31 protein-coding genes and 1 pseudogene are annotated in these 23050 nt (G+C 59.6%); 11 read left to right on the top strand and 21 right to left on the bottom strand.

Annotation, left to right across the window (positions count from 1 at the left end):
• Nucleotides 1-3 precede the first annotated feature (3 nt).
• From Q7V03_RS21220 to Q7V03_RS21210, 3 genes are all read left to right on the top strand, one after another.
• Nucleotides 4-762 carry an EcsC family protein gene (locus Q7V03_RS21220; protein WP_304927573.1) on the top strand — a complete coding sequence of 253 codons (759 nt, stop codon included), beginning with the start codon at nucleotides 4-6 and terminating at the stop codon, nucleotides 760-762.
• 18 nt (nucleotides 763-780) lie between these two features.
• Nucleotides 781-1170, top strand: coding sequence for a GFA family protein (locus Q7V03_RS21215; RefSeq protein ID WP_304927572.1), 390 nt, complete (start codon nucleotides 781-783; stop codon nucleotides 1168-1170).
• A 271-nt stretch (nucleotides 1171-1441) separates the two neighbouring features.
• Nucleotides 1442-1600, top strand: coding sequence for a hypothetical protein (locus Q7V03_RS21210; RefSeq protein WP_304927571.1), 159 nt, complete (start codon nucleotides 1442-1444; stop codon nucleotides 1598-1600).
• A 158-nt stretch (nucleotides 1601-1758) separates the two neighbouring features.
• Here Q7V03_RS21210 and ptsP read toward each other — a convergent pair whose 3' ends face one another.
• Nucleotides 1759-4008 carry a phosphoenolpyruvate--protein phosphotransferase gene (gene ptsP, locus Q7V03_RS21205; protein WP_304927570.1) on the bottom strand — a complete coding sequence of 750 codons (2250 nt, stop codon included), beginning with the start codon at nucleotides 4006-4008 and terminating at the stop codon, nucleotides 1759-1761.
• Nucleotides 4009-4272: 264 nt separating this feature from the next.
• Between ptsP and Q7V03_RS21200 the strand changes: the two genes are divergently transcribed.
• The 3 genes from Q7V03_RS21200 (at nucleotide 4273) to Q7V03_RS21190 (ending at nucleotide 5952) form a co-directional block, all read left to right on the top strand.
• Complete coding sequence (locus Q7V03_RS21200) at nucleotides 4273-4623, top strand: hypothetical protein (protein WP_304927569.1); 351 nt, start codon at nucleotides 4273-4275, stop codon at nucleotides 4621-4623.
• Nucleotides 4624-4688: 65 nt separating this feature from the next.
• Nucleotides 4689-5372, top strand: a complete 684-nt coding sequence (locus Q7V03_RS21195; RefSeq protein ID WP_304927568.1) for a L,D-transpeptidase — start codon at nucleotides 4689-4691, stop codon at nucleotides 5370-5372.
• Between the two features lie 208 nt (nucleotides 5373-5580).
• Complete coding sequence (locus Q7V03_RS21190) at nucleotides 5581-5952, top strand: DoxX family protein (RefSeq protein WP_304927567.1); 372 nt, start codon at nucleotides 5581-5583, stop codon at nucleotides 5950-5952.
• 270 nt (nucleotides 5953-6222) lie between these two features.
• On the opposite strand, the gene Q7V03_RS21185 is transcribed toward Q7V03_RS21190, so the two are convergent.
• Both Q7V03_RS21185 and Q7V03_RS21180 read right to left on the bottom strand, forming a co-directional pair.
• Complete coding sequence (locus tag Q7V03_RS21185; protein ID WP_304927566.1) at nucleotides 6223-7479, bottom strand: aspartate kinase; 1257 nt, start codon at nucleotides 7477-7479, stop codon at nucleotides 6223-6225.
• Between the two features lie 80 nt (nucleotides 7480-7559).
• Nucleotides 7560-9548: a calcium-binding protein gene (locus Q7V03_RS21180; protein WP_304927565.1), complete on the bottom strand. Its 1989-nt coding sequence runs from the start codon at nucleotides 9546-9548 to the stop codon at nucleotides 7560-7562.
• Nucleotides 9549-9919: 371 nt separating this feature from the next.
• Between Q7V03_RS21180 and Q7V03_RS21175 the strand changes: the two genes are divergently transcribed.
• Complete coding sequence (locus tag Q7V03_RS21175; RefSeq protein ID WP_304927564.1) at nucleotides 9920-11188, top strand: tyrosine-type recombinase/integrase; 1269 nt, start codon at nucleotides 9920-9922, stop codon at nucleotides 11186-11188.
• On the opposite strand, the gene Q7V03_RS21170 is transcribed toward Q7V03_RS21175, so the two are convergent.
• From Q7V03_RS21170 to Q7V03_RS21095, 16 genes and pseudogenes are all read right to left on the bottom strand, one after another.
• Nucleotides 11185-11388, bottom strand: coding sequence for a KTSC domain-containing protein (locus tag Q7V03_RS21170; protein WP_304927563.1), 204 nt, complete (start codon nucleotides 11386-11388; stop codon nucleotides 11185-11187). The two genes, Q7V03_RS21175 and Q7V03_RS21170, sit on opposite strands and share 4 nt — an antisense overlap.
• A 24-nt stretch (nucleotides 11389-11412) precedes the next feature.
• Nucleotides 11413-11814 carry a hypothetical protein gene (locus Q7V03_RS21165; RefSeq protein ID WP_304927562.1) on the bottom strand — a complete coding sequence of 134 codons (402 nt, stop codon included), beginning with the start codon at nucleotides 11812-11814 and terminating at the stop codon, nucleotides 11413-11415.
• A gap of 209 nt (nucleotides 11815-12023) precedes the next feature.
• Complete coding sequence (locus Q7V03_RS21160; protein WP_304927561.1) at nucleotides 12024-12350, bottom strand: hypothetical protein; 327 nt, start codon at nucleotides 12348-12350, stop codon at nucleotides 12024-12026.
• On the bottom strand, nucleotides 12347-12622 hold the full coding sequence (locus Q7V03_RS21155; protein ID WP_304927613.1) for a DUF2312 domain-containing protein: 276 nt from the start codon (nucleotides 12620-12622) through the stop codon (nucleotides 12347-12349). The genes Q7V03_RS21160 and Q7V03_RS21155 overlap by 4 nt, the downstream gene beginning before the upstream one ends.
• 150 nt (nucleotides 12623-12772) lie before the next feature.
• A pseudogene (locus Q7V03_RS21150) lies at nucleotides 12773-13135 on the bottom strand (DNA translocase FtsK); the annotation flags it as partial.
• A gap of 143 nt (nucleotides 13136-13278) precedes the next feature.
• The gene (locus Q7V03_RS21145) at nucleotides 13279-13563 is read right to left on the bottom strand and encodes a winged helix-turn-helix domain-containing protein (protein ID WP_304927560.1); all 285 of its coding nucleotides are present in this window, start codon (nucleotides 13561-13563) and stop codon (nucleotides 13279-13281) included.
• An 11-nt stretch (nucleotides 13564-13574) separates the two neighbouring features.
• The gene (locus tag Q7V03_RS21140) at nucleotides 13575-14741 is read right to left on the bottom strand and encodes an ATP-dependent RecD-like DNA helicase (protein ID WP_304927559.1); all 1167 of its coding nucleotides are present in this window, start codon (nucleotides 14739-14741) and stop codon (nucleotides 13575-13577) included.
• Nucleotides 14741-15127 carry an HNH endonuclease gene (locus Q7V03_RS21135; protein ID WP_304927558.1) on the bottom strand — a complete coding sequence of 129 codons (387 nt, stop codon included), beginning with the start codon at nucleotides 15125-15127 and terminating at the stop codon, nucleotides 14741-14743. Before Q7V03_RS21135 ends, Q7V03_RS21140 begins: the two co-directional genes overlap by 1 nt.
• A gap of 54 nt (nucleotides 15128-15181) precedes the next feature.
• Entirely contained in the window at nucleotides 15182-15451 is a 270-nt protein-coding gene (locus tag Q7V03_RS21130; RefSeq protein ID WP_304927557.1) for an HU family DNA-binding protein, read from the bottom strand.
• A gap of 84 nt (nucleotides 15452-15535) precedes the next feature.
• Nucleotides 15536-15904, bottom strand: coding sequence for a helix-turn-helix domain-containing protein (locus Q7V03_RS21125; protein WP_304927556.1), 369 nt, complete (start codon nucleotides 15902-15904; stop codon nucleotides 15536-15538).
• Between the two features lie 61 nt (nucleotides 15905-15965).
• Nucleotides 15966-17207, bottom strand: coding sequence for a hypothetical protein (locus tag Q7V03_RS21120; RefSeq protein ID WP_304927555.1), 1242 nt, complete (start codon nucleotides 17205-17207; stop codon nucleotides 15966-15968).
• Nucleotides 17204-17944 carry a hypothetical protein gene (locus Q7V03_RS21115; protein WP_304927554.1) on the bottom strand — a complete coding sequence of 247 codons (741 nt, stop codon included), beginning with the start codon at nucleotides 17942-17944 and terminating at the stop codon, nucleotides 17204-17206. The genes Q7V03_RS21120 and Q7V03_RS21115 overlap by 4 nt, the downstream gene beginning before the upstream one ends.
• Nucleotides 17937-18311, bottom strand: coding sequence for a hypothetical protein (locus tag Q7V03_RS21110; protein ID WP_304927553.1), 375 nt, complete (start codon nucleotides 18309-18311; stop codon nucleotides 17937-17939). Before Q7V03_RS21110 ends, Q7V03_RS21115 begins: the two co-directional genes overlap by 8 nt.
• Before the next feature lie 2 nt (nucleotides 18312-18313).
• The gene (locus Q7V03_RS21105; protein ID WP_304927552.1) at nucleotides 18314-18535 is read right to left on the bottom strand and encodes a hypothetical protein; all 222 of its coding nucleotides are present in this window, start codon (nucleotides 18533-18535) and stop codon (nucleotides 18314-18316) included.
• A complete protein-coding gene (locus Q7V03_RS21100) occupies nucleotides 18522-18653 on the bottom strand; it encodes a hypothetical protein (RefSeq protein ID WP_304927551.1) in 132 nt (43 codons plus the stop codon). The genes Q7V03_RS21105 and Q7V03_RS21100 overlap by 14 nt, the downstream gene beginning before the upstream one ends.
• Nucleotides 18650-18940: a hypothetical protein gene (locus tag Q7V03_RS21095; protein WP_304927550.1), complete on the bottom strand. Its 291-nt coding sequence runs from the start codon at nucleotides 18938-18940 to the stop codon at nucleotides 18650-18652. Before Q7V03_RS21095 ends, Q7V03_RS21100 begins: the two co-directional genes overlap by 4 nt.
• Before the next feature lie 236 nt (nucleotides 18941-19176).
• Here Q7V03_RS21095 and Q7V03_RS21090 point away from each other — a divergent pair, with 236 nt between their 5' ends.
• Nucleotides 19177-19662 carry a hypothetical protein gene (locus Q7V03_RS21090; RefSeq protein ID WP_304927549.1) on the top strand — a complete coding sequence of 162 codons (486 nt, stop codon included), beginning with the start codon at nucleotides 19177-19179 and terminating at the stop codon, nucleotides 19660-19662.
• Nucleotides 19663-19838: 176 nt separating this feature from the next.
• Here Q7V03_RS21090 and Q7V03_RS21085 read toward each other — a convergent pair whose 3' ends face one another.
• Together Q7V03_RS21085 and Q7V03_RS21080 are read right to left on the bottom strand one after the other, a co-directional pair.
• Nucleotides 19839-20498: a S24 family peptidase gene (locus tag Q7V03_RS21085; RefSeq protein WP_304927548.1), complete on the bottom strand. Its 660-nt coding sequence runs from the start codon at nucleotides 20496-20498 to the stop codon at nucleotides 19839-19841.
• Between the two features lie 32 nt (nucleotides 20499-20530).
• Nucleotides 20531-20803: a hypothetical protein gene (locus tag Q7V03_RS21080; RefSeq protein ID WP_304927547.1), complete on the bottom strand. Its 273-nt coding sequence runs from the start codon at nucleotides 20801-20803 to the stop codon at nucleotides 20531-20533.
• A gap of 335 nt (nucleotides 20804-21138) precedes the next feature.
• Here Q7V03_RS21080 and Q7V03_RS21075 point away from each other — a divergent pair, with 335 nt between their 5' ends.
• The 3 genes from Q7V03_RS21075 to Q7V03_RS21065 all read left to right on the top strand — a co-directional run.
• On the top strand, nucleotides 21139-21363 hold the full coding sequence (locus Q7V03_RS21075) for a hypothetical protein (protein WP_304927546.1): 225 nt from the start codon (nucleotides 21139-21141) through the stop codon (nucleotides 21361-21363).
• A complete protein-coding gene (locus tag Q7V03_RS21070) occupies nucleotides 21360-21563 on the top strand; it encodes a hypothetical protein (RefSeq protein WP_304927545.1) in 204 nt (67 codons plus the stop codon). The genes Q7V03_RS21075 and Q7V03_RS21070 overlap by 4 nt, the downstream gene beginning before the upstream one ends.
• Nucleotides 21560-23050 (top strand): DNA cytosine methyltransferase (locus tag Q7V03_RS21065; protein ID WP_304927544.1); only part of this gene is annotated, 1491 nt, incomplete at its 3' end. The genes Q7V03_RS21070 and Q7V03_RS21065, both read left to right, overlap by 4 nt.

Genomic DNA, 23050 nt, shown 5'->3' with positions numbered 1-23050 from the left:
GCTATGACCCAACTTCCCGCCCTGCGCGCCCCCTCTGCCGACGCTGAAATTGCCGAGCTGGCCCGCGCCTACAAGCGCGCCAATGGCCCGCTGATGACGCTGGTCAATAAAATCGGCGGGGGCTTGGAAAAACAAGCCGCCCTGATCCCTGCCCCTTTGCGCAGTCAAATCGAACAGGTGGTGATCCGCGCGCTGACCGCCGCCCACGGCATCGCAGGCCTTGCCGATCAAGGCCCGAAGATGGGCGGCAGGGCGAGCACCATCGCCGCGATGGCAACGGGCGCCGCTGGCGGGGCAGGGGGTTTGCTGACCTCACTCGCCGAACTTCCCGTCACCATCACCCTGATGCTGCACACCATCAGGGCCGAGGCGATTCGCGCCGGGTTTGACCCCACCGAGCCCGGCATCCGCGCCGCCTGCCTTGAGGTTTTCGCCGCAGGCACCCCCCTGCAAGGTGACGACGGCGTCAATGCCGCGTTTCTATCGGCACGGATGACCCTGACCGGCCCCGCGATTCAGAAACTGATCGCCGCCGTCGCCCCCCGGCTTGCCGCCACCATGGGCCAAAAACTCGCCGCCCAAGCCGTGCCTGTGCTGGGAGCGGTGTCTGGTGCTGCCCTGAACGCCGCTTTCCTGAATTACTACCGCGAAATGGCCCGCATCCGCTTTGCGCTGATGCGTCTGGCGGAAACCCAAGGCGGCGAAGCCGTCGTCGCCGCCTTCGCCAAAGCCACGCTGCCGCCTAAAATCACCAAAGCCTGACCCAAACCGGAGGCTGACATGGATATCTTCACCGGCGGTTGCCTCTGCGGCCAACTGCGTATCACCGCCACAGGCCAGCCCTACCGCACCGGCCTCTGCCATTGCCTTGATTGCCGCAAACACCACGGTGCGCTGTTCCATGCCTCGGCCATCTTCCCGCAGGACGCGGTGGTGATCACCGGAGAGGCCCGCGCCTACAACGGCCGCGCCTTCTGCCCCACCTGCGGCTCGCCAGTCTTCGCCCGCAGTGGTGATGAGGTTGAAGTCTACCTTGGCACGCTGGACGCCCCGAACCAATTCATCCCCACCTACGAGTTATGGACCGACCGCCGCGAGGCATGGTTGCCAGAATTTCCACTGAAGCATTACAAGCTGGACCGAAACTCCACGGGCCGCACCGAAGACTAAGCGACACCGACAAGCAAAGCCCCCGCCCGGAATCAAGGCGCTTTAGCGCCGCCGGGCAGCGCCCGACCGCCCCCTCGGGCGGGCGCTTCTGCGCTGTCCCGCTTAGAACATCTGGGGGATTGGCTGAGGCATAAACCGCCTAGAACAACGGTCGCTGCGCCCACCCGGCGGTCAGGCGCTGCCCTGTGTTTGTGTTGGGGGAATATTCGTTTAAGTCCGTTGGAAGCGTTTAGTATGCGTGTTCTAAAGCATTGAATAGGAGGTTTCCAAAATGCAGCAAAAAGATAGTGATGGCACTTTAGTGGAAAGCGCTGTCAGTGAATTGATGAACAGCGGTGAGTTGTGGCGGGAATACGCCGCAGCGATCAAAGACTCGGAAGGGCTGGACATGGATTTTCCTGACGCAGACGAAAGGGTCACCCGCGCTTAACAGATGAATGGAAAAATGTTGCAGGCCGCTCAAGAAATCGTTCCGACCATGCGGTCCAACTTCCACTTACATGAAGTTATCAACGAGGCTCTGTGGCGCGCGGCCGGAGGAAAGATATAGTCAAGAGCGTCGGCAAAGCCGACACTCGCCTTCCCCTCTCACTCCCCCACTGACGCCAAATACTCCATCAACGCAGGCCGGATCGTCTCAGCCCCCTCAACCCGCGCCCGATCAATCACCGCCCGCGCCTCGGCCAAATCCACCCGCCGCAGCAGCGCCTTCACCGGGCCAATCGAGGCCGGACGCATCGACAGGTTGCGCAGCCCGATGGCCGCTAACGCCACCGCCTCGACAGGCCGCCCTGCATCCTCGCCACAGAACGACAGCTTGGTGCCCGCCTTCTCACAACGCGCAATCACCACTTCCAGGAACGTCAGGAACGAGGCATTCAGCGAGTCATAGCGCTTTCTCACGCGCTCATTTTCCCGATCTGCGGCAAAGAAAAACTGTTTCAGATCATTGCCGCCGATCGAGATGAAATCCGCCATCTCAAAGAATGCATCCGGCGCATAGGCCAAACTGGGCGTCTCTAACATCGCGCCCACTTCCAGCGCCGAAGGCACCGCATGGCCCAAAGATTTTTCACGGTGAATCTCGCGCAACACATGCGCACGGGCCTCGACGAACTCGCCATGCTCGGACACAAACGGGAACATGATCGCCAAGGGTCGCCCGGCGCTCGCCCGGATCAGCGCCTGCAACTGCATCCTCAACACACCCGGCTTATCCAAGCCCACCCGGATCGCCCGCCAGCCCATCGCCGGATTGGGTTCATCCTGCGGCTTCATGTAGGGCAGCACCTTGTCCGAGCCGATATCCAGCGTGCGAAACGCCACCGGCAGACCTTTTGCGGCCTCAATCACCCGAGAATACAGCGCCGCCAACTCATCGCGGCGCGGCATGTAGTTGCGCACCAGAAACTGCAACTCGGTGCGGAACAAGCCCACCCCTTCAGCCCCAGACCCCACCAGCGACGGCAAATCCGCCATCAGCCCGGCGTTCATATGCAAGGCAATCGTCACGCCGTCACGCGTCGTCGCAGGCAGATCGCGCAATGAGGCATAGCGTTCCTGGGCCTTGGCCTGCATCGCCATAGTGCCCCGAAACGACCGTGCTACGGCTTCTTCGGGCCGCAAATGCACAATACCCTGATCGCCATCGACCAAAATTGGATCGCCGTTCAGCGCCTCATTGGTGATGCGTTCGGCGTGGATCACCATGGGAATGGCTAAAGCCCGCGCAACAATCGCGGCATGGCTGCCGACCGAGCCTTCTTCCAGCACCAGCCCCTTCAACTTGCGACCATATTCCAGCAGTTCCGCAGGCCCGATATTGCGCGCCACCAGCACTGGGTTGTCCGGCATTTCCGCCCCGGTATCCTTGCCTTGCCCGGTGAGAATCCGCAGCAACCGGTTCGACAGATCATCCAGATCATGCAACCGCTCGCGCAGATAGGCATCCGGCACCTGACTTAACCGCGCCCGCGTCGCCGATTGTTCCTTCTCTACCGCCGCTTCGGCAGACAGGCCCGAGGAAATATCCTCTTCCATCCGCCGCAACCAGCCGCGCGAATGCGCGAACATCCGGTAGGCTTCCAGCACCGCTTTCTGGTCTTTATCGAGACTTACCGCCGCCAGCAGATCATCCACAGAAACCCGCAGCACCCCCACGGCCTCGCGAATACGGTCGATTTCGGTCAGCGGATCATCGGCGACCGGGTTTGTGACAACAACGCGCGGCTCGTGCAGCCAGACTCGGCCTTCCGAGGCACCTTCTTGCCCGCTGGTACCCCGAAACAGCACCGGCTGCTTGTGCAACCGCCCCATGCCGCCGCCACCCTCACCTGCGAACGCGCCAAGCTCGGTCATCTCGGCCAAAACCATCGCCACCACTTCCAGCGCGTAGATCTCATCTTCCGAATAGGCCCGCGCCCGCTTGGATTGCACCACCAGCACGCCCAGCTTCTCGCCCACCCGCTGAATTGGCACGCCGAGGAAGGCCGAATACAGCTCTTCGCCAGTTTCCGGCATAAACCGAAAACCTTTTTCAGATGGCGCATCGGCCGTGTTCACCGGCAGACCAATCCGCGCCACCCGGCCGACCAAACCCTCCCCCAGCTTCATTCGGGTCTTATGCACCGCAGTTTTCTTCAGCCCTTCCGTCGCACAAAGCTCCAGCGTTTCGGGGTCGCGAAACAAATAGATCGAGCACACTTCGGTACCAATCGAATCCGCGATCAGATGGGTGATCTGGTCAAGCCGCTCTTGCCCCTTCGCCTTGGTGCCCAGCACATCGCGCAGGCGGCGAAGAAGTTTACGACTGTCACTGTCACTGCGCTCTGCAGGCATAGCTTTAATCCGATCAAATCCAATCTGTTCTCTATAGGCGAGTTGTGCGGCAAAAGTCAGTGGGCAAACCGTTGTCTGCCCCGAGTTTATCACCCGCCTGCGTAAAAACCGCCCGAAGCCGCAGCAATCGCGGCAGAATTGCGCGCAAGCGTGTCAGCCCTCACGACCCCACTCACGGTCATGTGACAACAGGTGATCACCCTCAGCGTAAGATCGCCGCCCCTGCCCCTCGACACCCCAGCCCTGTCATGGCAGGTAACCCCTATGTCGATGCTGACCCGCCTTGTCTTGCTGCTGACCGTGTTGGCGCTGCTGCCTTTCGGCAGCTTTTCCGCCAAGTTCGGCACCGGCCCGCGCCCCGTCGCGGCGATCTCGGCCCAGCTTGATAACGCAACCGTCGCAGCAACCCCCAGCGAGAAAATCTTCGCCGCAGCGCAAAGCCGTTGTAAAGGTCCAGCCTTACCCGGCTCGGCCTGTAACCCGGCGCTGGCGGTCTGGCCAACCGAGCGGACACTTGCCTTTAGCGCCCCGGCAACGACGGTTCACCCCACCGCATGGCCACCAAAGATCGGCCACAAACCCGCGCTGCCCCTCGGTCCGCCAAGGCTGGTCTGAACGCTACGGCCGCGCCTGATCGCGGCCCCGTTTCGCTCAAACTTCAGCCGATTAAGGATATTCCCATGCTTACCCGTCGCGCCTTCATGGCCGCAGCTTCCTCGGCATCGCTCACCGCCTGTGTCGCCAAACCAGCCGAAGTGATCCCACCGCCACCACCGCCACCGATGCCCGCCCGCTATGGCGCGATCTATACCGAGCCGCACCCGGTCCCCACCGTCCCCGATGGGGTGGTCGATGAAAAACTCTGGCGGCAAGAGGTCGAGAACCCGTTCCCAGCCGAGCCCACCGGCACCATCATCGTCGATCCCGATGCCGCCTACCTGCATCTTGTCACCGAACCGGGCCGTGCGTTGCGCTACGGCGTCAGCGTCGGGGCTGCTGGTTACGGTTGGAACGGTATCGCGCGCATGCAGTTCCGCCGCACATGGCCGGTCTGGAAAGCGCCGGATTCAATGATCGAACGCCGCCCAGAATTTGCGCCCTATTCCGTCGCCAACGGTGGCATGCCCGGTGGCCCTGGCAACCCGTTGGGGGCCCGCGCGCTTTATCTGTTTCAGAACGGCGAAGACACGCTCTACCGCATCCATGGTGCGTGCGAGCCGAAATACCTTGGCAAATCAGTATCCTCTGGCTGCATCCGGATGCTCGATCAGGACGTGATCGACCTGCACGACCGCGTGCAAGATGGCTGCAAAGTGGTGGTGCTGGCCTCGCTGGGACAGTCGCAGTTTGAGGTGCCGTATTAACGCGGCTCAGGTTTCGCGGAAACACAGATCGGAAAACGCGGTGGCGTCACAGCCGAGACCGCGCATACCGCTCCCCTAAATCTGCCCGGGTGAACCTGAACCGCTCTTGTCGACAGGGCAGGGGCAGCGGCCAAGCCACACGCAAGCGTGCTGTCCCCGCCATGCAGGCCGGCTTGCCCGCCCCCCCACAACCTGCAATCTTGCCCAAATGAACGATGCCCTCAACCTTACCGGTCGCATCCTGATCGCCTTGCTGTTCCTCGGCGGTGCGGCGCAAAAACTTGGCGACCCCGCCCCGGTCAGCGCCATGATCGCCTCCATCGGCCTGCCGACATGGTTGGTCTGGCCCACAGCTGCCTTCAACCTGATCGCCGCGCTCGGCCTGATTTTTGGCCCCGGCGTGCGCATATGGGCGCTGATCTTAGCTGCCTATTGCGTCCTCACCAGCTATTTCCACTTTCAGTTGCGCGCCGACCCATGGCAAATCACCCTCATGGTGAAAAACTGGTCCATCGCCGGGGGGCTGTTGATCCTCGCCGCTCAGGGGCCGGGAAGGTTTGTCTGGCGGGGCAGGGGGTAGTGGATTGGGTCTGCTGCGCGCGATCCGCCCGCAGTCTTAAGCCGCTCTGGCCGCAAGCCGGGGCGGGGGCTTAGACTGGTATCGCCGCGATCAGCACATATGACAGGGTCTGATACTCAGTCTGGGCTACAAAGCTTACCAAACCCTTAACGTCAAAGTACAACTTCCTGATAACAAACATAATTCCATTTGGTCCCAACGCGGGACACCATAGGAAAACGCCGGGCAGCCAAGCCACCCGGCGTCAATTCTTCAGCCCAAAAGAACCGCTCAGGCCTTCTCAAGTTCAAAAGCATCGTGCAAAGCCTGCACCGCCAGCTCCATATATTTCCGGTCGATCAGCACCGAGATCTTAATCTCTGACGTCGCGATCACCTTGATGTTCACGTTCTCTTTCGAAAGCGCCTTGAACATCGTCGCCGCCACCCCGGCATGAGACCGCATCCCGATCCCCACAACAGAAATCTTGGCGACATCACTGTCCACCACGATGCCATCATAGGTGATCGCCCCAGCAGCCACCGCATCCTCCATCGCCTTCTGAGCGCGGGCCACCTGATTGGTCGGGCAAGAGAACGTCATATCGGTGGTCGCGCCCTTGCTGCTGCCAGCCTCAACTTCCGAGATGTTCTGCACGATCATATCGACGTTGACGCCCGCCTCTGCCAGCGGCCCAAAGATCGCCGCCGCAATACCGGGGCGATCTTCAACCCGGACCAGCGTCACCTTGGCTTCATCCCGGCTATAGGCCACGCCCGACACAACTTTCGATTCCATAATCTCATCCTCGTCGCAGACCAGCGTTCCAGAGTTCTCATCGGTATCCTCGAACGAGGACAGCACCCGCAGCCGCACCTTATAGCGCATCGCCAGTTCAACCGAGCGGGTTTGCAGCACCTTCGCGCCCAAGGATGCCAGCTCCAGCATCTCTTCGAACGCGATCTTATCCAGCTTGCGGGCTTTGTTGGTGATGCGCGGGTCCGTCGTGTAGACCCCATCCACATCCGTATAAATATCGCAGCGCTCTGCCCCGAACGCCGCCGCAAAGGCGACTGCCGTGGTGTCCGAGCCGCCACGGCCCAGCGTGGTGATCCGGCCCTCCGCCGACACACCCTGAAAGCCCGCGACGACCGCCACCTTGAAGCCTTCAGCAAACTTCAGGTCGATATTCTCACGCGGGATCGACATGAAACGCGCGCTGGAATGGGCGGAGGTGGTATTGATCGGCACCTGCCACCCCTGCCAAGACCGCGCCGCGATGCCCATTTCCTGCAACCGCAACGCCATCAACCCGGCTGTCACATTCTCACCACTGGACACCACTGCGTCATATTCGCGGGCGTCATAGAGCTTAGAGGTGCCTTCGACAAACCCAACCATCTTGTTGGTTTCACCCGACATCGCCGAGACGATGACGATCACGTCATAGCCGCGCGCGACCTCGGCCTGCACCTTCTTCGCGGCACTTTCGATCCGCGCGATGTCGGCCACCGAAGTGCCGCCAAATTTCATCACCAGAAGCGGCATGGTACGCCTTTTCCCGCCATTCAAATCGCGGGCTTCATATCAGAAGCACCCGCAGGGGCAAGGCCACCGATCAGATGGCGTCAGCCAAACCCGGCCAGCAAATCCGTCAGCCCAATCACATTGCGGGAATAGAACGCCAGATCGACAGTGGTATCGCCGTTGAAATCAAATTCGTACAGCAACACCGCCATCCCGTTGTAAACACCAACGCCCGCGCCGATCAGTGGCAGTCCGGGGCCAATCGTGGCCGCAGCATCATGCAGATCCAATACATCGCCCAGCTCGAAATCATCGAGATAATCGACGCCACCACTGCCGATCAGATCGAACACAAAGCGGTCACTGCCAGCTCCGCCACGCAATTCGTCAGTGTCGGCGCCGCCCGTCAACGTGTCATTGCCAGCCCCGCCGTCTATCGTGTCATTGCCCGCGCCGCCGTCGAGATACTCGGCACTGCCCGCCCCGGTCAGATGGTTCGCCCCCGCGTTGCCCTCCAACCGTTGCACCGAGCCACCGCCAGTCAGATCCCACAGCGCCGAGCCAAGCAGCCGCAGCACTTCGATATTCTGGCCATACGTCGCGCCCGAACTCGCATCCAGTGAGGCACTTTCGGTCTCGACCACGTCAAAGCCCTGATCGGCGGCCTCATGCAGTTGATCCAGCGCCGGGTCATACAGGAAATAGCGATCATCTCCGGTGCCGCCATACAACTCCACCCGATTGAACGCTGTCAGCGCCAGCAGCACGTCATTGCCCGCCCCGCCATACAGGCTTTCGCCATCGATCCCACCCGAGGTCAGCGTGTTGCGGCCCGCATTGCCGATCATCAGTATCACCTGACCACCGCCCGACAGATCGAGGTCCTGCGCGCCCTGCACCTGCAAAACCTCCACCTGCGCCAAACCACCGCCACTTAGCGCGATCACCGACGAGCGCACGATGTCGTAGCCTTCGCCCCCCAGCTCAACCACCTGATCCGCCGCACTGTCTAGCTGGTAAATGTCGTCGCCGTTTCCCCCCCTCAGGTGGTCATTTCCGCCATCGCCGATCAGCAGATCGTTGCCGCTGCCGCCGTCTAACGTATCATCTTCGGTTCCACCATAAAGCGCATCATCACCGTCCCCACCCGACAGGATATCGCCATCGCGACCGCCAGACAGTCGGTCATTGCCAGCATCGCCGCTCAACTTGTCCAAGCCATTCAGGCCAATCAGAGAATCATCACCACTACCCCCAAACAGGCTGTCATCGCCGAAATTACCGTTTTGGGTATCGGCACCGTCGCCGCCATAGAGACAATCGTTGTCATAGCCGGAATCGAGATAGTCGTTCCCCGCCTCGCCCCACAATCTATCTGCGCCGGTGCCGCCGAACAGCCGATCATCGCCACCGGGGCCCGCCAGCACCGCGCTGTCGCCCCACAACTGATCCGCGCCGCCGCCACCATAGAGCGAATCCTTGCCCAGACCGCCGAGCACGCGATTGGCTCCCGAATTGCCCGTGATCGTGTTGGCCAAGTCAGACCCGGTCACATTGAAACTGCGCGTGCCCTGCAACGTCAGGTTCTCGACATTCAGCATCGGGGCCATGCTGATGCTGCTGCGCCCCAAAGCCGCGGCGCGCAGCAAATAGGTCGGTGTGACAAACACTTGATCGGTGCCGCCATTCGCCACGTCAATCACCCTGATATCGGTGTGGTTCAACTGATAGCCGTCATTGCCAAGACCACCCGACAGGGTTTCGGCAAGGCTGTAGGCGGCCTCCTGCGTCGCCGTCAGCCCCGAAAACCGTTTGGCCGATATCAACAAATCCTGACCATCGCCACCCAACAGCATTGTGCGCATCGTCAAGGTTTCACCGGGAAGGGCAGTGCTGAAAAACGTTGCCCAATTCGAAGGGCCTTGCCAGCCTGTCAGCGTATCATTTCCCGAATAACCCGTCAGCGTCGTGACGTAACTGCGCACCGCTCCAGAGGCGATCAACTCACCCGCCGTTAACACCTGCTGCACCGTCAGGACATCATTGCCAATGGTTCCGGTCGCGGTGCGGGTAAGGCTGGGTTCGGCCAAGTCAGCCACCTTTGGTTAATTTCAATGCATATGGGCAACAATGTCAGCGACACGCAGGGATGTGTTCTCTGAGCGTACAGACCAACCATGGCAGAAATCGTGCATCTGTGCAATTTAGCTGAAATTGCGCGTATCGCCTGCCCCAAGCCGGAATTCGCGCGAACTCCGGTCCCGAATTCCGCATCGGGTTTCGTGCAATCCGCCGAATGATTTCAACTATGTTAATGATATTTAACGCAAATTTGCACATTTCTTGCGGCTATGCGTAGGTTTTTTATAGCGATAAGTCTGCTTTGCTTCACATTTTGGTTCACATTTAACATCACAACGCACCCTTGCAGCCATAGGGCGACTTCGCGCATGATGCCCTGATGAAGTTTATTCGGCGCGAATCCACCCTTCATATCAGAAAGCGCGTGCCTCGCAGGTATGCGGCAGTGGAAGAACGCGAATATGTCTCGCTTTCCCTGCACACCGACAGCGAAGCCGTCGCGGCCCGAAAAGCCCCATTAGTCTGGGATCACATGATCGAGGCTTGGGAAGCAAAGCTGGCTGGCGCTCAAACTGATGCAAATGCTCAGCTCGCCGCAGCCAAGAACCTTGCCGCAGCGCGGGGCTATCGTTATCTGCAAGCCGCCGAGGTCGCGCGGTTGCCATTGGAGGAAATTCTTAATCGCGTCGAGGCAGTAGTCACGCCGCGAGGTAAGATCGACGTGCAGGAGGCCGCAGCTCTATTGGGCGGAGCCCCAACCCCCAAGCTCACCGTCTCTGGCGCGCTGGATGATTTTTGGAAAATATCCAAAGACAGAACGGCAGGGAAAAGCCCTCCACAAATCCGGCGCTGGGAGAACCCCAGAAAAAAAGCTATCGCGGCCTTCGTCAAGCACGCCTCTGACTTGGACATCGCCAAGATCACCACCGCTGATCTGATGAAATTCCGGGGGTACTTGGCGGATAAAATCGTGGCCGGAGAAATCTCTGAAGCCAGCGCAAACAAGGATCTGATGTTTCTGTTGGCCACGATCAAAGATGTGGCGCGGGCCAACGACATTCCTTTGCTTTTCAACTCTGCGCGCCTGATGTTTAAGGCGGGAAAGGCCAACACCCGGCCGCCATTTTCGCGAGGCTGGATCACCGATACCTTGCTGGCACCCGGCGCGCTGGATGGGCTCAATTCCGAGGCCCGCTGTATTATGCTTGGGATGATCAACACCGGATACCGGCCAAGCGAAGGCTCTGGGTTGACAGCTGCGCAGATCAGACTGGATTCCAATGTTCCGCACATTAAAATCGAGGCAGTCGGGCGCAAACTGAAAACAGATCATTCCGAACGCATCATTCCTTTGGTTGGTGTGAGCCTGGAGGCGTTCCGGCAGTTCCCAAACGGCTTCCCTAAATATGCTGACAAGAGTTCGCTCTCCGACACGATCAACAAATACATGCGCGAGAACAAGCTGCTCGAAACCGACAAGCACAGCCTCTATTGCCTGCGTCACAGCTTCGAGGATCGGATGCTGGCGGCTGGAGTGGATGAACGCATCCGCATGGATTTGATGGGCCACCAGATCAAGCGTGAGCGTTATGGTGCTGGCGCTGATCTGGAGCATTTGCAAAGGGTGGTGCAGCAAATCGCGCTTTAGGTAGGCGTCTTGCGGTGCGGATGGGCCTTCTTGATCTGGCCGTTGTAAAACTGCCCAGCAGAAGGCGAAGCCAACATGCCCTGATAGGTTGCCTCCGGCACCCCATCGTGGTGATAGACCTTACCGCCGTGCATGGTGACTTTCAGCGTGCCATTTTCGTAATCGACGTGGCTGAACATCTTGGATTTAACTTCTGGCATCTTGTTCTCCTTTTTGATGGGTGGTCATGCTGCTTTTCGTTCGTAGATACTGCCATCGACCATGCCGGATTTTTCCCAATGAGACCGCTCTATCGCTGCGGTTGCCGCCATCGCCGCGCGCAGTTTGATGTCTTGGTATTGCGCGGGCGAAGTTGGCTTGCTGTTGCTGCCAATCTTGCGACCCGGCAGCTTTCGCCGCTTCGCCTCAATCGTGATATGCGAGCAAGACGCACGATTGCAAATAGTCGCCATGTTGCGGGTGGTGATCCCTGCTGCCCACATCGCATTGAAATCTTTGGGCCAAGGCTTCGGCACAACGCCCGATTTGCGCGGGGGAAGGCCCATCTTGATCGACCTTTTGTAGAGAGATTGGACGCTCAGACCCAGCTTCTCGGCCGCCTCGGATGTGTTGATCGTTCGATCCATCCAAGCTTCCCTCACGGCACGCGCAGAGATTTGTTTAGCTGGACGCGCATTTACGCGCGGGTCTAATCCCGCGAGCCCGGCCCAGCGGGTAGCAGTTGCGCCCACCACACCCAGCCATGCTGCCGCCTGACGCTTGGTGAACTCGGGCGACCAGACAATCCTGATTGCAGCCGGGCAGATAGGGTAGCCGCAAGGATTAGAATCGGCGATCACGTCGCACCGCCTTCCATATGGGCGACAACCCAAATTGCGTCGTTCTCGGATTCGCAGCCGATACGAACAATCTCGTGCAATTTGACCCCGGCCCGCGATGCCGCAAAATAGGTGCGCTGGGATGCGGCTTGGTCTGCCTTCGCCATCAACTCGGAAACAACATGCCGGGCCAGCATCATGCCGGGCAAAAGTGCCTTGGTTGCGTCCATCGCGGCAAGGATGCGGGCAAAGTTATCGTGGCGCACCATATCCGCGAATAGTTCCTGCGCGCCGACCTCGACCTTAATGCGTTTGATAAACAAGTCGTCTTGAGCTTCGCTCATTGCATCCCCAATGCTGATTTATACATTTCGATGATAGCTTCTTCTTCCGCAATCTCATCCGGCTTACGCCTCCGCAGGGCGATCACCTTGCGCATGACCTTCGTGTCGTAGCCGCGGCCCTTGGCTTCCGCGAACAGCTCTTTTTCCTGCTCGGCCACGTCCTTCTTCTCGGACGCAAGTTGCTCCGCGCGCTCGATGAACTGGCGCAGCTCGTCGGCGCTGACATTGTAGGCGGCGGTGACATCGCCGGAATTGTGGCCTTTGCCTGCCATTGTGGGCTTCTCCTGTTCGGGTTTGGGTTTCAGGCCAGCAATCAACGCCTTGAGCAAGATTGGCGCGGCTTCATCGCCCGCGATGTCGGTAATCTCTTGGCGAATGTTTAGGGCAGCCCGTAGATCATCGGGGCTGCGCACCTCGCGCTTGCCGACATGGTTTGGCTTCGACACGATAGCCATTTCTTCCATGCGCTCGATCAGTGCGGCGGCCCGGTTGTAGCCGATACCCAAGCGCCTCTGCACGAATGACGTGCTGCAAACCCCAGCTTCCCAGACCAGCATCACCGCCCGCGTGAAAAGCGCTTCTTCATCTTCCTTCGGCTCACCTTTGAAGGTGATCGGCCCGAAGCTGATGCTGGCGTTTGGGCCAAACTGCGCATGGCCGGGATCTGCCTTCTGTATCGGCGCGAGGATGGACTTGATCAGGGCGGTTTGCTTATCTGGCTCCAGAGCCCTAATTTCATCCCAGCGCGGCACCAGCGCCGCCCAATAGGCGTTCACCTCGGCCATTTCGCGCAAACGCACGCGAAGCTCTGGCCGAAGATAAAGCTGACGCTCACAGCGCCCGAAGTCTCCCGCATCCATCGGATAGCTGCCATCTTGGTGGCCTCCCATCAGATGCGCCAGCATGGACTCTGCAGATGCACCAATGCTCATGCCAACAGCCCCCAAACCACTGCCCTGTGACCAGACGAGTTAGCCCGCCGCGCGCCAGTATCGCGGATGCGCCCGGCCTTGTGCAGCTCGCTCACACGCGGGCGCACAGTCAGGATTGACGCACGCAGCGCGGCCGCAATTTCATCGGCGGTGCTTCCTCCTGTCTTTGTGATTTCAGACAGGACGCGGGCACGGTAATTTTCAGCAATCGGCGCAGTTTTTTCCGCAGCCTCGGCGCTGGTGATGCCGCCCTTGAATCCTATGTTTTCAGCAGATGGCACTGTTTCACTCCTCAAATTGCGACGGTGATGCGCTCGGCGGCGCGGGTTAATCCGGTGTAAAGCCAGCGGCGGTTGTCAGCCTTGAACGTGGCGCTTTGATCCAGCAGCAGGACATCATCCCACTGGCTGCCTTGGGCTTTATGAACCGTCAGGGCATACCCATAATCAAACTCTTGCAGCCCTTTGCGTGCCTGCCACGGCAGACCGGCAAGCTTGCCGTTGAAGCATTCATGCCTGACCCAAACCTTGATGGGATCGCGCTCGGGCTGATCGACGTTATCGAGGATCATCACGATTTCACCGTTTGCGGCCCGGCCCTTCTTCATCGGATTGACCTTGCCAACACGGAAGATTCCGCCGTTGAAAATTGCGGTCTTGCGGTCATTTTTGATGCAGACCAGCCGATCACCGGGGCAAGGCAGGAAGTTGCTGCGGCCCAACAGTTCGCGGATGCGGGCGTTATAGGCGCCACGGGTATCGTTCTTGCCGACCAACACCTGATCGACGGCCATCACCATTGCGGCGGTGATGTCGGATTTGCTGATCACGCGGCTTTCGCCATACAGGCCGATGCGCAATGGGCGACCTTCGCGCACATCGCTGGCGAGTTGGATAATCGGGTTTCCGGCTGCCTGCCGGTGGATCTCGGTAAGCATCACATCTGGGGTGCGGGACGTGAAATATCCGGCCCCGGTGCCGTTCTCGCGGTCGCGGTCACTGGTGACGGGTGGAAGCTGGGCTGGATCGCCCATAACCAACACCGGGCGGCCATAGGAAAGGATTTCTTCGGCCATGGGCGCATCGACCATCGAGCATTCATCAATGGCGATCAGCGCCGCGCGCGAGAACGGGCCTTCTTTGTTGAAGTCGAATGAAACCTCGCCGGAATCCTCGTCCTGCTTTGCCTCATACATCGCGCTGTGGATTGTCAGCGCGCCGTCGCAGCCACTCTTGCGCATCACCATCGCCGCTTTGCCGGTATAGGCGGCGTAAACGGTTTTGCCGTCGATCTGGGACGCGATGTGCTTGGTCAGGGTGCTTTTGCCGGTGCCTGCATAGCCTGCCAGATAGAAAACCGGGCGCGATAGCTTCTGCCCGGCACGCAGCTCGATCAGGCACTGGCTATGCCATGTGCCGACATCATCGAGGGCGGCGGCTTGTTGCGGCGACCACTCCATCAGAAATCCACCTTGTCACGCCGCACAGCGGGGCCGTGCAATGGCTTCTTCCACTTGGAGTCCTTCGACCCCGGCATGATGTGCTTGGGCTTGTGCAGGCCCAGATGCTTCTTGCGGACGCGATCTGTCTTGGCGCGCTTCTTCACATCGCTGACGGTCTTTGCCCGGTGCGCGGACCGGATCGCTGGAGAAAGGTTGGACTCGCGGTTTTCGCCGCCATTGCAGAGCGCCAAGACATGATCGCAGTCCCAATCATCGCCGGGCAGGATCTTGCGCTTGGTCAAATAGCAGATGCCGCCATGCGTCTCAAACACGCGAAGTTTGACGCGCGGCGGAATTGCCGTGTCGTCGGTTTTACCAACCCATTCTTCAACTGCTCGGCTCATTAAAGTCTCCTGTCTCTTGAGATGGCAGCCCGCACGGGGCTGCACACCAAAGCGTCAGCGACCAAGCAAAGATTTCGCGGCCACAACTTCCTTGGCCGGAATAGACAGGGGCTCGCCCGTGGCCGGGTTCCGGCCCATGCGCGCCTCGCGCTTTTTCAGCGCCAGCCTGACCACGCCGGGGATAGAGACGACTTCACCGCCTGCAACGGCGGCTTTCACGACAGTTTCAAGGCTTTCGAGCAGGGTCGTGACCAATTTCTTGGTTTCGCCTGAGTGGGTGGCAATGCCCGCGATCAGCTGTGCCTTGGTGAAAACTTTCGACATTGGTTCGTCCTTCTGAAAAAGCCCCCCGGCACTGCGCCGGGGGTAGTTGAGGGAGACTGCCCAGAACCGCTGGGCGCGGGTGGGTTAGGCCGCGTGTGCGGCCATTGTTGCCACGATGCTGATCAGGCCTTGCCGGGCCAGATCGGGCATCGCGTGAATTTTGCGGGCGGTTTCCAGCGCCCCGGCGTCTGCCAAGATCGCGGTGATGTCACTTTCGCCCGGCTCATCTTCCAGCCCGCGAAAGAAATCGTTGATCGAGGCCCCAAGGACATCGGCGGCGCGCTTGAGTCGCGATGCGCTGATCCTGTTCTTGCCCGTCTCGTATTTCTGAACCTGCTGAAACCTGACGCCCATTGCATCGCCTATCGCCTGTTGCGATAAGCCAGCGTTCAGGCGCAAAGTCCGCATTGCGGCTCCGACATGCACGTCGATCTGATCGGGATTGTCTGCCATCTGTTCCTCAATGATTTTTTTGTGGGAGGGGGTGTCGAGCCTTAGCTCGACACTGTGCTGATCAGGCGTTTGCCAGCTTCTCGGACTCGGCCACGATGTATGCGTAGAGGCCCGGCTTCTCGTCCTTGATCTGGGCGATTTGCTGGTCATGCAGATCCACGGCACCCTCAAAACCCATGTCTTTGACATCGGCCATGAAGGCGTGGGCGAAGGGGTTCTTCGACCAATCAATCTCTTTTGGGGCTTCATCCAGCATCGAGGCTTGCGCCGGGGCTTCGGCGGTGCGTTCCGGCTCGGCCTTGGCGGCTTTGGTCGCGGCCTTGTCCTCGACATATTGGACATCAGCGCGGGGCTTGGTGTTGGCCTTCTGTGCTGGCTCGGGATTAGGTGTTTCTTCTTCGGCCGGGCCAGCGGCCACATTAGCCGCTGGCGGAGTGAGTTCCGCCTGCTTTTCGATGGAGGCACTCGGACCCGGCAGAGGCGTATCATCTACGGGTTTTCGAGCGGTGCCTTTGGCGGCCTGCCGTGCGGCGACAGCATCAACCTTCGGTGGGAAATACGCCTCCACAGTTTGATCGCCAGCCTTGATTGCACGGAACATGGCGGTAAGAACGCTGATTTCCTCAAGCCCAATGTCGTCCAAACCACCCACTTCAAGTGATGCAAAGATTTGTTCTGGCACGATGCCCCATGCGGCAAATGCGGCAATGGCATTTTGACGGCGCTGGACAATGGTTTCAGTTTTGCCAAGCGTCACCTGATCGGCACGCTCGTAAGCCCTACGCCAGATTGCCTTTGGTACGCCCTTCAAGATGGCCTCCCGCAGAGCGATAGATGCCGCTGCGTTGCCTGTGGTGGTGATCATGTCATCGGAGTAAATCTTCCCCGTCTTGCCTGAGATACGACGCTGAATTTGCTTGGTGATTTTGCTTCCAGTTTCCAAGTCCCAAAACACGCCTTCGGCAATCACAACCTTTTCCACGCGGTCAACCGCGACGATGCGCGAGCCGCTGTTGCAGTTGCCATACTGAGACGCAACAATTTCGGCGAAGCGGACGCTCGGCCCTTTGATCGCCTTGCCATCGCGGGGCACGGCATAGATGCATTCAGCAGCGGTTTCGGCATCTAGCGTGGCAAGGGACATAATGCGGTCGCAGGCCATCTTGATCGAGCGAGGGAAAGCGCGAGCCGTGGTCACGGCCTGCGTGATTTCCGCCTGCGCCATCAGAACAGCTACGCTCGATGAACCTTGGAGCATGGTCAAATCAGAGCCTTGCACTTCACCGTCAAAATAATCGCTCATGCCGCGGACTCCACTTCATCTACCATGGTGCCGGGAACAACTTGCCCAGCACGGACTGCGCCATTTGCAAGGCGCTGCAAAATGTCCGCCACCTCGATGCGGTCGCGGAAGAACATGTAGACAGCGTTCTGATTGTTGATCTTGGCGACCTTGATCTTGCGCGTGGACATGGTGCGACCAGCGCCTGACGCAGACTTGGCCTGTGCCTTCACTTCGCGGTCAGCGGCCTTCTGCATGTCGTCGGCTTCTTTCGTCAGCCGCTCCGCCTCAATCTCGCCGCCAATCGAGTTGTTGGCTTTGGCCATTAGTTCGGCGGCTTCGGCTTGCTGGCGCAGTTCCTCGGCAGCGCGGCGCTTTTCTTCGCGCCCCGCATCAAGGCGGGCCTGCTCGATCCTAAGCCATGCCGCCTGCATCGGTTTCAACCGTGTTACACAGCGATCAATTTCATCCAGCATCGGCGCGAAAGCCGCCTGAACAGCCTTGGCTCTGTCGTCGTAGGGGCGCTTGGCAGATACGCGCGCTTCATCAATGCGCTTCGTCACCTGTCGCGCGCCGGTGATGAAATCGACCAGCAGGCCAGACTGCTCTCCATTCTGGATTTCGCCAAGCTCCAGCCATTCGGTCGCCTTAGCGGAAAACTCGCTGACCTTGGCTTTGCACTGCCCCAGCAATTCCGGCTCGATCAGGGGCGGGTTATTGTCGCCCATTACGGCACGATCATTTTGTAGATTATCCATTCGGACCAACGGCCCCTTTCATAAGGTTGATTTTGGTTTGCAGGTCGTAAACGCGACCCTGCGTATCGCGCAGCGCGCGGTGTTCTTCGCGCGAAATGGGGGTGAGATAGGTCCAGAGGCGAGCGGCGTTGCGGCGCTCTCCGTCACAGATTGCGATCAGGCGCTCGGGCGCGGTCAGCTCGCCGGTATCAAGATCCACGTCGCGCTCTATCTTGATTTCCACAGCTGCCCACGGGCCGCCTTTGACGAGGCGCGTCTTGTAAAACCCAAGCTCGGCGAGTCCGTCATGGATAGGCGGGGCCATCCCGGCGAGGGCATCATTCCACCAGCGGTAAAGGGCGCGCGCGGGCGTTGGCTGGCGCATCATGCTCAATCACCCCGCGCCAACATGGTGGCGTAGCCGGTGACTCCCTGAAAACCGCCTGCGCTTGGGTCAACACCCAAGGCCGGGCAGTCCCAGCCAGCGGCGGCGCGGGCGTCCTGTGCCTGCGAAAACGCGCGTTCTTCAGCTGCATCTTGTTCGGCCATGCGGGCGCTGGAACCTGCCAGCAGTTCGCGCCATTCCGGCCCGGCTGGATCAATCCACGACATGCCACACCCCCGTATCGGCGGCTTGCATGACCGTGACATTGGAGTTGCTGAACGCCTTGTCGATGAAGCCGCCAGCCAACAGGCTAAAGCCCATGACGATGATGATTGCCCTGATCACAGCGACACCCGGTCGATGCGGCGATCTGCGGTGTAAAGAACGGTGCGGGCGTCGGACTCCGACCATTTTCCCGAAGCGACCAGATCGCCAACAGCATCGGCAAGGATCGGCGCTGCGGCAGCTGGCCCTGCATTGCAGAGGAAGTCGCGCAACAGGGCTTCCAAGGCGTCGCGGTGGTATTGCGCGGCCCCGGTATTCTGCGTCGATCCATAGGACAAAGAGCGCGCGGCAATCGCGGCGCGTGCCGGGGTGTGCTCCAGCCCAAGCATTTCGGTAAAGCCCATCATTTCCCGGTACTCCGGGTTGTGATCAGGCGCTGTTGTTCGGCGAGAACGGCGGAAAGAACCGACATGTAACCTCCACTGGTTGTGGGGCTACGCTATTGCAGGTTTTAACCTACGTCAATGGATCAGGTAGGTTAAAACCATCTTTAGTTGAACATTTTGTCGAAGCTGTCGTACCCCTTGATCAATCACAACCAAGGATGGCAGACTGATGAAGTTATTTGATTAGGAATCATCGCATGTTGAAGTTTAGAGTGCATTGCCTCTTGTCGGTGCTTTTGATCGCGGGCTGCACCTCAACATCAGTCGTCCCACTCGCTCAGAACAGGATCATCATCAACACCAGCGCGGCACCTGTTTGCGGTGGGGCTGGTGCTCAAGGCGTCGCGGTGAAAATGGCCGCCGCTGAGACCTTGCGGCGCGGATATAGTCGCTTCTATATTGTCGCGGCTGATAGCTCCAACAATGTGGATGTTTATCAAACCGGCCCAACCTACGCTACGACAAGCTCGACTTACCGGGGATACGGAAACACCATCTACGGTCAGTCGAACACCACATTTGGCGGAAGAAATACGATAATAACCGGATCACATGACGCTTCCTTGGGTGTTGTCATGCTGAGGGCTGGGGATGCTGGCTACCAAAATGCCGTCGATGCCAAGGCAACATTGGGTGAAAAGTGGCATGAGATCGCAGAGCGCGGTGTTTCCACCTGTGGCTAATTCCACCTAGTAACCCATGAAAAATTGCCGTGAAGCGATCATGCCAAGGCCAGCAATGATAAAGCCGGCTGTCTGCCAGTGCTTATGAGCGACCTCCGGGGTTTCCTTGCCCGTATGCATTCCAGCCCAGATCGCTGCGCCAAGCACAAATATGCCGAACGGGTATGCTAAATTGCTCATTCTATGCCTGCCATGTTTTCGGGTAACGCCAACAACACCCTAGACGCCCACCTGATGCGCTGATCCCATGCAGATTCAGAGTTTGGGTTCAGGGAGATTAGATGGAACAGTCCAGGTTCAGTGCCTCGCTTGACTTGCTTGACCCAAGCCATGCCATTTTGATCCTCGACAACGCAGGGAAGGCCCACATCCTCGCTGAGGATGCCTTCATGTGTGGCGCGACTGTAAAACAATACATGACCGGGCTGATACATCGGAGACATGGAGTCGCCCTCGACCTGAACCGCGACGATGCCATGAGGATTGAGCTGCGGCGGGCAGACCACATGGAATAGGCCATCGCCTTTTGCATAGCTATCCATCAGCGGCACCAGCGCGCCAGCGCCAACGCGACCGGCGACAGCGATCATGTGGCGCGTCAGGCTTCGTGCGCTTCCCCCTATGACGTCCTCGATGCTGACACCAAGAACTTCTGCGATTTTGATCAGAGTTGCAAAAGTGGGGTTCTTCACTTTGCGGGTGATTATGTCGCGCACTCCGGTTGGGTTCAGCCCCGCACTGTCGGCGACGGCACGATTGTTCGTGTCCTTCTCCGCAATAAGTCGGGTCAGATTTGCAGCAATGATGTCACCAGAATCCATAATGTTTTTTGACACTTAGTGCCCTCGTAAATCAAATTGGTTGAAACCTATTGACGATGTAGGGTTAAACCTACATTATCGCTCCTATGGCATACCCAGACCTCATAACGGCGATCCGGGAGTTCCTTGCGGACTTCAAGATGAAGCCATCCACCTTCGGGCGTCTTTACATGGGCGATCCGAACTTCGTTCGGAACACCGAAGCGGGTAAGGAACATCTCCCGCGCACGGTCAAGCGGGCCGAAGATGCCATGAAAGCGGCGCGGCTCGCACGCGCGGGAGCCGCTCAACTTTCTGCGGTTGGTGGTTGAAATGGTCATTTTTAACACCCTTCACGCGAGCAAAGCGCAACCTCTCAACCATATGCCGACTGTCTCTATCGGGATAGACAGCAAAATAGACAACATCACGGTGTTGTTATGACCGGAGGTAGAACAATCCCCGATCAGGTCAAGGATATGGAGGATTCCGCGAAACAATGCGGTGTCACTCCACAGGCTATATGCGAATCGGCCCGAATCGCGCGCTCGACTTGGGCCAACTGGAAATCCGGTAAATTCTCGCCTCGGGTGTCAACTTGGGAAGCAGCCAAGGCCGCGTTTGTCACAGCCATTGAGGCATCAGATCCCGGCCCATTCAAAACACGGGGCCGGTGATGGCAACACCGATCAATCATGCCAAGCACCGGGCCCGCGACGAGTTGGAGCTTGGATGGGTAACGGCTCGCGCCGGGGGGCAGACCCCAGCCGCAATCGCCGCGCCGCAGGGTCGTGCCAGCTCTCTAGTATCGCTCACCACCAAGCAAATCAAAGACGCCGACATCGCACATGGCGGTGATCCCGAAGGCGTCATTCTCGCAGCATATTGGAGCCGAAAATGAACATCGAGCGTCAGCGCCAAGCGCGCTTCGACCGTATCAAGCGGTGCCTCCATTTATCGGCGCAATGCGCTGAAATGAACCCGTTGTTAGGCCCGGTATTCGAGCGCCTAGATGTCGAGATGGCCGCCGAGTTGGCAGGAAGCGATGCGGTTGATCGTGTCCGCGCCATGCTTCGCTTCAGGAAGCTGGCAGCAGCATGAACATCGCTCCGATGATCATCGACAGCTTCGCGGGCGGCGGCGGTGCCAGCACTGGCATAGAGCGGGCCTTGGGTCGCAGCCCGGATGTTGCGATCAACCATTCCACCGCCGCTCTCGCCCTACATGCCGCGAACCATCCCGACACCCTGCATCTCGACAGCAACATCTGGGACGTGGAGCCGCGCGCCGTCACGCAAGGTCGCAAGGTCGGGCTGCTTTGGGCTTCACCTGACTGCAAGCATTTCAGCAAGGCCAAGGGCGGTGCCCCGCGCGACCGCAACGTGCGCGATCTGGCGTGGGTGGTTGTGCGGTGGGCCGAGCATGTGAAGCCCGATGTGATTTGCATGGAGAACGTCGAAGAATTTCTGACATGGGGGCCAATCGACAATGAAGGCCATCCGATCCGCGAGTTCGCCGGCCAAACCTTTGACGATTGGAAACGCCGCCTGCGCCATGCGGGTTACAAGGTCCAGCACCGCGAGTTGCGCGGCTGCGACTATGGTGCCCCAACCATCCGCAAGCGGTTCTTTCTGGTCGCGCGCTGCGATGGCCGCGCCATCATCTGGCCGAAGCCCACCCACGGCGATCCGAAAAGCGCCGAGGTCAAGCGCGGCAAGCTGCTGCCGTGGCGCACCGCCTCAGAGTGCATTGATTGGTCCATCGCCTGCCCGTCGATCTTCGACAGCAAGGATGAGGTTTTCGCTAAGCACGGCCTGCGGTCGCAGCGCCCCTTGGCAGACAACACCCTTGCCCGCATCGCGCGCGGCATGAAGCGTTATGTGATCGAGGCGGAACGGCCGTTTTTGGTCGAAGTCGGCTATGGCGAACGCCCCGGCCAAGCCCCGCGCACCCAAGACATTGCCGCGCCGCTGGCAACGGTCGTGGCGGGAAGCTGCAAGCATGCGCTGATCGCGCCCAGCATCACCCGATTTAACGGCGGCGCAACCGGGCAGGATATGCGCGAACCTATGCCGACCGTCACCGCGAACAGCTGGATCAAGAAGCCAGGTGGTGCAGCCCCACTCGGCTTGCTGGCCCCGGTGCTGACCTACGCCCAGCACGGCGGCGCGGTGCGCGACATGGCCGATCCGATGCACACGATCACAGCCAGCCGTAAGGATCAGAACCAACTGATTGTGCCGCATCTGCTTTCGCTGAAAGGCACGGCACGCCGCGAATTGTCTGTTGATGCGCCACACCCGACAGTGCTTGCAGGCGGCGGCCATTCCGCCCTGATCGCCCCGCACATCATGACGATGCGCAACAGCCAGAAGCCGTTCAATGGTGCCGATGAGCCTGTCCACACGATCACCGCAGGCGGCGCGGGGCTGTCCACAGTGGCGGGTTTCCTCGCCCAGCACAACGGCGGGCCCCGCATGGGGCAGCACGCGGGCCACGATCTGCGTGACCCCATGTCCACCATCGCAGCCACCGGATCGCAACAGATGCCAGTCGCCGCATGGTTCGCGAAATACTACGGCACCGGC

This window comes from Cypionkella sp. (genome assembly GCF_030652235.1).
In the GTDB taxonomy this organism is placed as follows: Bacteria; Pseudomonadota; Alphaproteobacteria; order Rhodobacterales; family Rhodobacteraceae; genus Cypionkella.
Note: the sequence above shows the minus strand (reverse complement) of the source record. Positions and strands in the feature narration are given on the sequence as shown.